Here is a 13,336-nt window from a genome sequence, read left to right on the forward strand (position 1 = left end):
ATTGATTTCTATGGCAGTTCATGTTAGAATGTTAATGTTTTGTTGTTGTACTATTAATATCCGTGTAATATGCTGGTATGGGGAAGATTTTACACAAAATGTTTCTAATAATGAATACGCGATAAGCAAGAATTTATAGAAAATTTACTGTAAAATCTAACAGAAATAAATGATAATATATTTAAACGGGGTGAAATATCGTTTGATATATGACGCTCGAAAGGAGACGAGACATGGACGGCATGAGAAATAAGGACTATTTGAATGAACAGGATATGTCAACAGTTTTTGTTGACGGCCTTCTTGCAAATAACATGGAGGATGACGATGATTTTGAACCGGAGACGTTCTCATCATCACAGAGGGATTCAGAAATAAAGAATAATAAAGAAGCTTCCAAAGGAGGGACTCAAATGAAATCAGACAGAGCAGAGAACCGCTCGGAGGGGGCAGAAATTGTAAATATAAGTAAAGCAATGCCAAATATGTCAGGTGGTGATTATATGAGAGATTCGTCTTTGAAAAAATCGAACACAACATTTGATACACCCGTAGAGGATGTCAACTTATCCGATATTGATGCCATGATGGCAGCAATAAAAGCAGAGATGCCCGAAAATGTATTTGATATTCCTATCGATAGCAAAGATGTAGAAGTAGAGGAAGAGAATAAAACTGAAGAAATTCCTGATTATATAGGTGAGTTTCTTGCCAAGGAAAAAGAAATGGCCGCTCAGAATGCACAAAAGGAAGAAAAACCCAAGGATACGGTTAAGTTCTCTGATGAAATAAATAATTCCGCAAGGGATAATGTTAAGAGTGAGAGGGCTGACATTCCTGTTAAGCCTTCAGTTCAGCGTATGGAAGAGCCTGCGCTTGATGAAGATATAATAGATGAAGATGATTTCGATTTTGATGAGAATCCAAGCTATGATGATGAGATCAAGATCGAAGAGTTCGACAGATCTGCAGCGAAGCCTTCTGAGCCCAGAGTCGGAAGAAGATTTGATGATGAGATAAGAGTCGAAGAGTTCGACAGAACATCTTCCGAGAAGTCTTCCGGAGTAAGAATCGACAGAAGATTTGACGATCAGATCAAGATGGAAGAGTTTGGAAAGACAACAGATCCTTCCGCAACAAGAATTGACAGAAGATTTGACGACCGGATACAGGTTGAAGAATTTGATTATACGGTTAAGCCTTCACCGGCAAGACCCGACAGAGTATATGAGGATGCTATAAAAGCTGAAGAGTCTGATTATACTGTTAAGCCTTTTGCTGAGAAGAAGACTGAGAAATTCAGCGATTCTCTCAAGAACGATGATTTTGGATTTGATGTTAAGCCTGCAGATTCAGGTGCCGGCAGAAGATTCAGTGATGAGATAAAGGTAGATGATTCAAATCGTGAGCCCAGAGCTTATACAACACGTGCAAGAGCAAATATGGATGCAATGAGATCTGAGGGAGAAGACCTCGGATTTGATTCTGATTATCCGATCAAGGTTTCTGCTGCTCATACAGATTCACTTGGCATGGATACATTGGGTTCAGAGATGAGCAGCGATTCATTTGAGTCTCTTTCTGTAAGCAGCGACGCAGACAGAAGAGATGCATTCAGATCGGACAGACGCGAAGATAAGTTTGAATCAGACAGATTTGGCTCCGACAGACGCGAAGATAAGTTTGAATCAGACAGATTTGGTTCCGACAGACGCGAAGATAAGTTTGAATCAGACAGATTTGGTTCCGGCAGACGTGAAGACAAGTTTGAATCAGACAGATTTGGTTCCGGCAGACGTGAAGACAAGTTTAGATCGGACGGATTTGGATCGGACAGGCGTGAAGATAGATTTAGTTCGGACAGACGCGAAGATAAGTTCAGTTCTGACAGATATGAAGACAAGTTAAGTTCAGACAGATTCGGATCAGACAGACGTGAAGATAAGTTTAGTTCTGATATGCGTGATGATGTAATTAAGTCTGAGAACCGCAGCGATGCGTTTGAGTCTCTTTCTGTAAGCAGCGAGCCTGTAGACAGAGATGCAGATAAGGTTAGAAAGTTTAGCGATACATATAAGGCTTCACCTGAGAAGACAGATACATTGGATATGGATGCAATGATCTCAGCAGCTGCTGAAGAAGACAGACTTGCATTTGACGATGTTCCTGTATTTAAAGAGGAGAAGAGCATAAAGAGCGAGCCCGTAGCCGAGCCTGTAATTGCTCCCGTAGCTAAGACTCCTGTAGCAAAGGCTCCTGTTGCGAAAGCTCCCGAAGAGAAGCTTGATTCTATTCTTGGCGCAGAGGTTGATGCTCTTACGACATCTTCTGAAGATGAAGAGGATTCATCCGCCATTATGAGTTTTGACGATGCTATTGACGGAATAACAAAGGATATGCAGAATTTCCTTGATGGCGAAGATTATGACTACACATATGTATGGTCCGGAACAAAAGAAACAATCATCATGAAGACTGTCCAGGGCAAAGCGGTTGCTCTTGTTTATGAAGATGAAGAGTTTGCTTCATTCGAAGATAATTATACAAGAGACAACAGAACGGGCTATATCGCCATCGTGAACTCTTTTGTAAAAGAGACCATCAAGGGTGGAAGCGGTATCAAGATCAAGAGACACAAAGGAACAAAGGCTATTGATCGCTGATATTAATATGAATATATAAACATATATGAAGGCTATCGGTACTTTTAGCGCCGGTAGCCTTTTTGGATTTATAGAGTTAAGATATAAAAGTAAGGTTTTATAAAAAAGTGGTGTCGTAATACGGATGAATAAGGAGATAATAATATGTCAAAGCATACCAATATGCAACGAGATGTACTGATTCTTAATCTTGAAGAGCAGCTTGAAGGGATTGCAAAAGATCAGTTTGGAAAGGTGTTAAAAGACTGCACAGATCGTGAAGCTTATTATGTGCTTTTGGAAATGACGAGCCGTTTGATGGATGTTACGGAACTTAATAACGGTGAGAAAAAAATATACTACATCTCTATGGAGTTTTTGATCGGAAAACTTCTTTCCAATAATCTTATTAATCTTCGTGTCTATGACAGGATAAAAGATATATTGGCAAAAAACGGCAAAGATCTTGCCAAGATCGAAGAGTACGAGCCTGAGCCGTCTCTGGGAAACGGTGGTCTCGGAAGGCTTGCCGCATGCTTCCTTGATTCTATAGCAACTCTCGGACTTGCCGGGGAGGGAATCGGACTCAACTATCATTTTGGACTTTTTAAGCAGGTGTTTAAGGATAATCTCCAAGTTGAAGAGAAGAATGACTGGATAGAGAAAAACAGTTGGCTTGAGAAGACAGATACGACTTTTGATATTTATTTTGGCAGAAAGAAAGTAGTGTCGCGCCTTTACAACATGAATATCGTCGGATACAGATCCGGTGTCAACAAGCTCAGGCTGTTTGATATAGAGTCGATAGATGAAAAACTTGTAAAAGAGGGAATTAACTTCGATAAAACAAAGACCAAGAATAATCTCACTCTTTTCCTGTATCCCGATGACTCGGATGTGGCCGGAAATCTCCTTAGGATATATCAGGAGTATTTCCTCGTATCGAACGCTGCACATCTGATTCTCAGAGAACAGAAGGAGCGTCAGTACGATCTGCACGAGCTTCATAACCATGCTGTGATTCAGATCAACGATACGCATCCAACAATGATAATTCCTGAGCTTATCAGGATACTTGTTGAGGAGAAGGCGTTTAATATTGATGAGGCGATAAGCGTGGTGAGCAAGACCTGTGCATATACAAATCATACCATTCTTGCGGAAGCGCTTGAAACATGGCCTCTTGAGTATCTTGAAAAGGTAGTTCCGCAGCTTGTTCCTTATATCAAAGAACTGGATAAGAGGATAAGGGCTAAGTACAAGAGTTCTAAAGTTCAGATCATTGATAAAGAAAAGAAAGTCCATATGGCATTTATCGATATCCACTATGGATTCTCGGTAAACGGCGTTGCGGCAATACATACCGAGATACTTAAAAACAGCGAACTAAAAGACTTTTATAAGATTTATCCCGATAAATTTAATAACAAGACAAACGGAATAACTTTCAGAAGATGGCTCTTTTCATGCAACAGCCCTCTGACAGATTTTATCTCTGACGTTGTCGGAGACGGCTTTAAAAAAGATGCCACAAAGCTTGAGAAACTCCTTGAATACAAGGATGATCAGATAACTCTCGAAAAGCTTGATGAGATAAAGATGCTAAAGAAAAAAGAACTTGCGGCATTTATAAAAGAGCATGAAAACATCGAGATAGATCCCGAATCAATCTTTGACATTCAGGTAAAGAGGCTGCATGAGTACAAGAGGCAGCAGATGAATGCTCTTTATATAATTCACAAGTATCTTGAGATAAAGGGCGGAAAAAAGCCTAAGAGACCGATCACATTTATATTCGGTGCAAAGGCAGCTCCCGCTTATGTTATTGCAAAAGATATTATTCATCTCATTCTTGTGCTTCAGGAAATAATAAATAACGACAAAGATGTAAATAAGTACATGAAAGTCGTTATGGCTCAGAACTACAACGTATCATATGCCGAGAAGCTTATTCCCGCCTGTGACGTTTCTGAGCAGATATCGCTTGCTTCAAAAGAAGCTTCGGGAACCGGTAATATGAAGTTTATGCTAAACGGAGCCGTGACACTGGGAACGGATGACGGAGCAAATGTCGAGATTCACGAGCTTGTCGGAGATGATAACATATTTATTTTTGGCGCGAGCGCTGACGAAGTTATCAAACATTACAAGAAAGCCGATTATGTATCAAAGGATTATTACAAGAAAAGTCCCGTGATAAAAGAGACGGTTGATTTTATTGTCAGCAGGAAATGTTTGAAAGTAGGGCATAAAGAGAACCTTGAGAGGCTCTACAATGAGCTCTTAAATAAAGACTGGTTCATGACTCTTCTCGACCTTGAAAGCTATATCAAGAAGAAGGACGAGATTTTTGAGGCATATGAAGACAGAGACAGATGGAGACAGATGATGCTTGTAAATATTGCAAAAGCGGGATTCTTCTCATCTGACAGAACGATAGAAGAGTATAACAGAGACATCTGGAAATGCTGATGCACCAAGCGCCCAACCTCCCCACACCCAACAGGGGGCGGGGAAGTGAGTGCATTCAAAAAGGCCTGCGAGATGTTCGCAGACCTTTTTAATCCCCATAATCCTCCAAAATGCGTTAGTTTTGGAGTGACTTAATTAGCTACCATATATTCAATGACTGACGAGATGTGAGATAGTTTGTCGTCATCCAGATGACACAGGTTATCTACCGCACTGCTTAACTTTTTGGGAAAAGAAGTTTGGTAATTAAAATAATCATTTGGTGTGATACCAAGATAATCGCAGATCAAGAAGAAATTTTTCATTGAAGGAAGCGATCTGCCATTTTCTATACAATTGATGTAACCGGCGTTCTGTCCTATAGAAAGGCTCATGTCTCGAGCCGAAACTCCCTTTTGCATTCTTAATTTTGAAAGACGGATTCCAAAATTATTATTATATACTTCACATACTGATTTCATTGCAACCCCTCCTTTTATGGCGTTTTCTCTTAATTATATCGAAGTATAAACGTAACAAATGTGTAACATTATATGTACATCATAACAGATACGACAAAAAAATGCACCATATTTGAGTAAAAACAATATAAATTTTTTTTCCTTAAACGATACAGGTGTGAATAAAATGCGATAACTGCGCGAAAAGCAAACATTAATAATACACAAAAAAATATGAAAATATTTGTTAAAGTGATTGTTGCATTTGGGAGCGCAGTCTTATATAATTCATTGGTATGAAGCATTAAAACATATGTTATGTTGGGAAAACACACATGGTTGTTTAGATAAACATGGTTTATTAAGAAAGTTACACAGACATTAATTGTGGTTCTTTAGATGAATGACTGTGCGAAAAGAACAAAAAAGGGGATGATTATGATTAAGAATAAGACTAGACTAATGAGTTTGATTCTGACATTCGGTATGGTAATCGGTACTATCGGTGCAGGATCGTTAGACGTTAAAGCTGAATCACTTGGATCAACAATCCGCCTCGAGGATACGGGGGTAGAACTTGCCGATAACATCGAAAGAGGCAGATGCCCATATACATGGGTTAAGGTTGACAGTTCTTCATGTCCTGTACTTAATCCTAAGGGTGGAATGTACAGTATCATGTATGATCTCAGATACTTTTCAAGTGGAAACAGTTTCTCAAAGGATGGATATAACAGTTCAAACGGATGCGGCGGAAACAAGAATCTGACTGAGCATCCGAATTTCCTTAAAGCATTTGAGAATACACTTTCAAATGCAAGAAAGAACGGAACATCACTTGTACTTAGATTCTCTTATGCAAGTGACAAGACGGTAGGAAATGAGCCCGGTTTGACAAAAGACGGTGACTCAACGGTGTACCACAACACAGAGCTTATCCGTCAGCACATTAAGCAGCTCAGCGAAGTCATCAACAGGAACAAAGATGTTGTTCTTGCTGTTGAGTGCGGAATGTTCGGACCTTGGGGTGAGATGCATTCATCAATGTATGATATTGATAAATGTAACAACTATGATCCTCAGTTCTCAAATGCGATCATAGACAGATGGCTCAATAAGCTTGATCCCAGTATCAAGGTACTTGTAAGAGCGCCCAAGCATCTTATGGGATATTACGGATATGCAAATGACGCAGCAGGCTTTAACGCAGCAGTTGCAAACGGAAGCCTTAAGCTCAATCAAAGGCTTGGAATGTATAACGACGGATATCTCGGAACATCTACCGATTACGGAACATTCGGTGAAGAGAACGAATGGCCTTATATCACTCGTGATAAGGGCATAGATATGCTTGAAAAGCTCACAGAGGTTCCTTACGGCGGTGAGTGCGCATATGTTGACCGCGATACATTAAAGTCACATGGCTCACCTATCTATGACGGTTCCAAGTTTATGTCAGAGCTTTACAGAACACACCTTTCATACCTCCACAATATCAACAGTGAGGATGAGGTGCTTATAAGTGAACTTAACCATGTTGATGTATCCAAGTCGGATCTTGTTAAGGGACTTGACGCATCAGATGTTGCACCATACATCGATCATTCATACAGAAAATTCATGCGTGATCACATGGGATACAGAATTCTTGTAAAAGAGTCAAAGCTTTCTTCAGAGGTAAGCAAGGACGGCACATTTACAATGAGCGGTTCAATGAAGAACCTTGGCTTTGGTAACTTCCTTACAAAGAAGTATACGGAAGTAATCCTTAAGAACGGTGACAAGACATATGTGGCAAGCGTTGATTCATTTAACGCAAACGACCTTACATCTCTTGCTACCAAGAACTATAAGTGGACATTCTCTGTTCCTTCAGACATCGCTTCCGGAAATTGGGATGTTTACATTAGGATCAGAAATAACAGAAATACACAAGAGGCTTCCGCAAAGACAGGTATTCGCTTTGCTAACCCTGATTGCTTCAATGACGGTATCCGTGCAAATAAGATCGGTACTATCAAGGTTTCAGGCGGAAATAGCAAGGGTGGTTCTGAATTCAAAGAGGTTCGTTAACAATTAGTTTTTTATATAATTCCGGGGAAGCATGTGCTGCCTCGGAATTTTTTTGGAAAAAATCTCAAAGAAATGTTCGTAAACGTTAAAACAAATGTTGCAAATGTGAAGCAAATTGTATATAATTTAATTATAGAAAAAGCCAACAATCCAGTAAAACTGAATAATTGCATATATTTGCTCACAGGTGTACGAATTTTGTAAAAAGTTACACAAACATTAAGATTAACAGCTTATAAAAGAAAGAGTATCAGAGTGCTTCACAGAAGGAAAGAGAGAAAAATTTTTTGCACTTGTAATGTGGTATTTCAAATATAGAGTGAAAAAACTTGGGGGGAACGAGTTTTTTATACCTCGACGGACACGACTGGGCAAGCAGAAGTGTTTCGCACCGTAAGAAATTATTTGGACGATCCATTAACCTTATGGTTATTAAAACAATGAAGCCTGTGAAAGCAAAAACATTTGAGAACTAACTAATTGTATAAGCTCAATACCACATGTACAGCTTACGGTGCGGATCTTGCCAAGTCATAATTTTACTTAACATTTTTCGTGATGAAAGATGATAAATATAAAACAATCTGAAAAGGTGATATATAGATGAAAGTTGGAATAGATGCACATATGCTCGGATGCGCGAGCGAGGATGAGAGCTTTTATAGGGGAATATTGGATGCTCTCAAGCCTGACAAGGGGGACGTGTATTATCTTTTTGTCGAAAAAGATGCCGATATATCAAGGTACATGAAGAAGTTTAAAGTTGTACCTTTTAGAAGCAATAACGCTTTTACAAGAAATTTTTTTGAATTAACAAGTTTTTGTTATAAATACGATCTGGATGTTCTTCACACTCTGCACTACGTGCCTTTTAACAGTCCGTGTCCTGTGGTGTGTACCATAAATGACATTTCTTTTGAACATGAAAAGAATAAGAACAATGTTAATAAGGTTGAGTATCTGAAGAACAAGCTTATGATCCCGTTTTGCGCAAAGCATGCGGATAAAGTGGTAACCGTATCGAATATCAGCAGACGGGACATTGCAAACACATATGATGTTTCGCAGAAAAAGATTGAAGTTGTAGGCAATGCGGTTTCATCCGAGTTCAGGATTATGGACGACGATGAACTCGATGAGCTTGATGTAAGGGGAAAGTATGACATTGGATATTCACCGTTTTTGTTGTGTGTCGGTGATACCCGGTCAGAAAAAAACATCTTAAGACTCATAGACGCTTACATTATGTATAAAGACAGGTGGGATACAAATATCCGCCTTGTGATCGTAGGAAAGAATGATCTTTATGACGATCTGTACGAAGAATTTGAGGAGTATGAAGACGAGATTATTTTCGCAGGATGCAAGAACAGACTTGATCTTGCGGCTCTTATAAACGAGTCGGAAGGTTATATTTGTCCGGCATTTGTAGAAGGTGCGGGGGTATCGCCTATTGAGGCGCTTAATTGCGGAAGACCGATAGCTGTGGCTGATATGCCTCATGCGCATGAAGAACTCGGCAACAGAGCAATTTATTTTGACCCTTATGATGAAGAGGACATCTATGAGGGGATTTGCAGACTTGTTGACGATCCGATCGAAGCTGAGATTCCCGAAAGTTCATGGGAAGACAGCAGCAGACGCATGAAAAAGATATATCGTGACGCAGCAACGGAGATGTGAAACTAACGATTTTAACTTACAAAGGAAGAACCAATGCTTAATATTGTAATACCCATGGTCGGTGGCAGTAACAGATATGCGGAGTCTTTTTACGAAACTCCCAAGCCACTTACCGATATATTCGGTCATCCGATGATCGAATATGTGACTCAGAATATCAGACCTAAGTGTGAGCATAGATTTATTTATGTTTGCCAGGAAGATCACATCGAACGATTCGAGCTTGACAGGATTCTAAGAGAAATAACACCCGACTGCGAGATTATATCTACCGATGCAACTACCGAAGGAGATGCCTGCACGGTGCTCCTTGCGGAGGAATTTATAGATAATGATGATGAACTTATGATTGCAGGCTGTGCGCAGGTTATTGATACGAATATAGATGCATATCTCGATGAAATGAGAGATTATGACGGACTTATCATGACAACGCCGGCTAATCAGCCCAAGTGGAGCTATGTCAAATATGATGAAAACGGACAAGTGACACTCGTCAGGGAAAAAGAGGATATGTCAAACGAAGCAATCGTTGGAATCTTTAATTTTAAGAAGGGTTCTGACTTTGTGAAATATGCATACAGGATGATAGTCAATGATGTGAGAGAGAACAATGAATTTGGCGTTGCTCCTGTATATAACGAAATGATAAATGACGGAAAGAGGATCAGTTTCTGCAACGTTGGGGCAGATATGCATGGATTCGGGGGGAATGAAGGCATGAGTGCCTGCATGCAGCTTGATCTGTGTACAGATTTCTTTTGAGTTAACCAATGATTGGTAGGGGACATGGGATTAGTTGATAATAAAGAGATTACAGTTATTGTACAGGGAGACGTAGATGGGGAAAAAACGCCGATATGCCTGCAGAGCATAAGGCGTGCGCTCCCGGGAGCATTTATTATATTATCTACATGGGAAGGAACCGATGTAGAAGGTCTTGAATATGATGAAGTTGTTTTTAGCGAAGATCCGGGCGGATTTGATGAGTTCAATGTGCCGTTTTCGCCTAAGAACAACATCAACAGACAGATTGTGTCGACTTATCACGGTCTTTTGAAAGCAAAGACTGTCTATGCGCTGAAGTTACGAACAGACTTCTATCTGTGCGACGATGGATTCAAAGATTATTTTAATATATATAACAGAGAATGTACCGAATACAAGATTTTTGAGCACAAGGTGATATGCTGCGAGCTCTATTCGAGAAATCCGCGGTACATTTTTTCAGATATGAAAAGAGCTTACCATCCTTCGGATATTTTCTTTTTTGGATATACGAAAGATCTGGTGAGGCTTTTTGATGTTCCGTTATTTTCCAAAGAAGACGAAGAATACATGATGTGGAAGTATTATCCGAATAATTCCATATCAACATTCAGGTACGATGCGGAGTCGTATCTGTGGATGAATCTTGTAAATAAAGGCATAAGTTTCAAAGCGCCCGATGACCTCGAGAAATACACTAGGGAAGATATAGACAGGAGCGAAGCGACTTTTGCGGCAAACCTTATAATCCTAAGTAACGACGATATCGGACTTAAGACGCTTTCTAACAGCATCTACAGGAAAGAGGCTGTGCCGCAGAACTGCTATACCCACGAGGACTGGGAGAAGCTCTATGCTTTCTATTGTTGCAACGATGCAAAGGAGTACATCAAGTACTTATTGCTTATTTTTGTAAAAAATCTTTATTTTCTGCCGGGATATTTTTTTAAGAATCTGCTCTTTAACGGAATTAAAAAAGTTATGCCGAAGGGCTTTAAATCTTTTTTACACCCTGCATACAACAGGCTTAAGGGCTTTCTTAACAGGATTGGAAAAAGAAAATTCGATAAGATGTACGCTGTCGACTATTACAACGAGATCATAGACAGCAGGGATATAGGCGTTGTCGTTCAGGGAATGGTGAGAGATACGACCGGTGAGACGGTTAAGAGCATAAGAAAGCACCTTCCGCATGCACAGGTTATTCTGTCAATCTTCGAGGGCGAGAGCGCAAATGGCATTGATGCGGATATCGTAGTAATGAGTAAGGACCCCGGTACATGTGGCTTTATCAGGAAATATCCGCATGAGCAGAGGAACAACGTAAACAGGGAAATTGTTTCGAGCCGCGCGGGAATTGAGGCATGCACGAGAAAGTATTGCATTAAGATGCGAAGCGATATGATCCTTACGGGTTCTGATTTTCTTGATATATATAACAGGGTTTCGAGGTACGTTACCACGGAGTCGGTTGTCTCAAGAAGGATAATGGTCGAGGCGCTTTCGACTTCCAAGAGCGGAGTGCTTAACTTTGGCATTTCCGACTGGTGGTATATGGGACTTAGGAACGACCTGCTAAAGCTTTTTTCGGCAGATCTTTATAAGGATGTGGGGAAAAGAGATTACAAGAGCGAATACAGATGCAATCTGACGCCGGAGCAGTATATCGCGTATAACTTCTATGTGAACAGTTTTACACCGATTTTTTCTGATTTCGTCGGACTTATGAATGTGACGGATGATTCTTCGCAGCTTCGAAGGGAGTATGAGAAGTTTCTTGCTAATAATTTCGTTTGCGTCGAGTTTCCGATAAGCAAGGTTGTGCTTCCAAAAGCGCTCTACATCAACAATTCGGCGGCCTACAAATATAATGCAAGTTACGGCGACTGGCTTAAACTCTGCAGAAAATACAGGACGCTTGATAATGTTGTGGTAAAAAGAGAGCTTGCGTATCTTGGAATGAATTACAAATTGAAATATAAGGTAAATCCTGATTATTTCAATATCCTTAAGTGGAGCAGTGTTGTAAGAAATTATAAGAATACGGTGACGGAAGAGTTTGCGGATGTTTTGGACGATGTCAGGGCAGAAGAGCTGACATTTTTGGTTACGGGCGGAATCGAAGTTTCAGGTGAGCTTAACACAATCGCATGTCTGTATTCCATTAAGAGATTTTTCCCCGGAGCTTCGATCATTCTCGGAACCTGGGATGATGAGACGGTTCCTTCGCATATCAAGAAGCTGTGCGATAAGATCTGTTTTGTGGAAAAGAAAAAGTCTCCGAGAGTCAGCATTCATCTGGGCGATTCGGACGATGATGAAATAAACGATATAAATATGGTTCAGAGCCTCAACAGTACGGCGCTTAAGATGGTCAAGACAAAGTACTGTGTAAAGATGGAATCCTGCCATGTTTTCAAGAACTCGACGCTTCTTGATTTTTATAATTACTGGAAGAAGATCATGGATTCGTATAATCCTGAGTACAAGATCTTTGATGAGAGAGTTCTTTTTATAAACGAGCGAATGTATGACGGCAGGAATACGGACGGTAAGCTTGTCGGCGCAATCCCCGATTCATTCCAGATGGGAAGGACTTCTGACCTGATGAAGATATGGGATGGCCATGCGGAAACTGACAGCGTGCTTAAATACTACAGCACGTTCCCGAATACGAAGTATTCAAACTCTGAGAAGTACAACAGTCTTTATATCAGGGAGCAGTGTCATTACATCAATCTCATAAGAAATGCGAACAAGAAAGTTCCCGTTCCGAGGTGGTACGAGGATGACGGTTCTTTTGAAAATATTCTTGCGTACGAAGCGGTTCTTAGTTCAAACGCCATGATCGGAAGCAGTGATGATCTGGGAATTATGAAAAAAGGCGGCTTTACGGAGGATAAGCGCTTTATGGGCTTTGAAACGCTACTTGGCTTGTATATCGTAAACGTTGACCGCGACAATAAGGAGATTCACGAGTATCTTAAGAATTATTACAGTGCTTCCGCGGTCTGCAAAAAAGATAAGGAGGCGCATTCGACTCTTATGAAGGCGCTGCTTTACGGCGACAGGTACGGATATGATAAGAAGTACTGTGCGCTGATGAAGAAGATTGGGCAGGTGTGAGTGGCAAGGCTTGTCTCGGAATGAGTGCGCCTTGTAAAAATTGATCAAATTAAGGCTACGTTAAGATTCACTTCAATCTACGGAAATGTATTTTATTTATCATGGTTTTATCAAAACAAAGGAGATGAAACT

The 13,336-nt window shown here is 40.3% G+C and carries 7 protein-coding genes; 6 read left to right on the top strand and 1 reads right to left on the bottom strand.

The window, feature by feature from the left end:
• Positions 1-233 precede the first annotated feature (233 nt).
• Both DL92_RS0111410 and DL92_RS0111415 read left to right on the top strand, forming a co-directional pair.
• A complete protein-coding gene (locus DL92_RS0111410) occupies positions 234-2,663 on the top strand; it encodes a hypothetical protein (protein ID WP_026667775.1) in 2,430 nt (809 codons plus the stop codon).
• A gap of 144 nt (positions 2,664-2,807) precedes the next feature.
• A complete protein-coding gene (locus tag DL92_RS0111415) occupies positions 2,808-5,114 on the top strand; it encodes a glycogen/starch/alpha-glucan phosphorylase (protein ID WP_081816892.1) in 2,307 nt (768 codons plus the stop codon).
• Between the two features lie 131 nt (positions 5,115-5,245).
• Here the strand turns inward: DL92_RS0111415 and DL92_RS0111420 are convergent, their stop codons facing one another.
• Entirely contained in the window at positions 5,246-5,575 is a 330-nt protein-coding gene (locus DL92_RS0111420) for a helix-turn-helix domain-containing protein (RefSeq protein ID WP_034462185.1), read from the bottom strand.
• Between the two features lie 417 nt (positions 5,576-5,992).
• On the opposite strand from DL92_RS0111420, the gene DL92_RS0111425 reads away from it, so the two are divergent.
• The 4 genes from DL92_RS0111425 (at position 5,993) to DL92_RS0111440 (ending at position 13,204) form a co-directional block, all read left to right on the top strand.
• Positions 5,993-7,627, top strand: coding sequence for a DUF4832 domain-containing protein (locus tag DL92_RS0111425; protein ID WP_026667777.1), 1,635 nt, complete (start codon positions 5,993-5,995; stop codon positions 7,625-7,627).
• A 603-nt stretch (positions 7,628-8,230) separates the two neighbouring features.
• Complete coding sequence (locus tag DL92_RS0111430) at positions 8,231-9,310, top strand: glycosyltransferase family 4 protein (RefSeq protein WP_026667778.1); 1,080 nt, start codon at positions 8,231-8,233, stop codon at positions 9,308-9,310.
• 33 nt (positions 9,311-9,343) lie between these two features.
• On the top strand, positions 9,344-10,075 hold the full coding sequence (locus DL92_RS0111435) for a glycosyltransferase family 2 protein (RefSeq protein WP_026667779.1): 732 nt from the start codon (positions 9,344-9,346) through the stop codon (positions 10,073-10,075).
• A 24-nt stretch (positions 10,076-10,099) separates the two neighbouring features.
• Positions 10,100-13,204, top strand: a complete 3,105-nt coding sequence (locus tag DL92_RS0111440) for a WavE lipopolysaccharide synthesis family protein (protein ID WP_026667780.1) — start codon at positions 10,100-10,102, stop codon at positions 13,202-13,204.
• Positions 13,205-13,336: the final 132 nt, after the last annotated feature.

It is taken from the genome of Butyrivibrio sp. AE2005, assembly GCF_000686965.1.
Lineage (GTDB): Bacteria > Bacillota > Clostridia > Lachnospirales > Lachnospiraceae > Butyrivibrio > Butyrivibrio hungatei_A.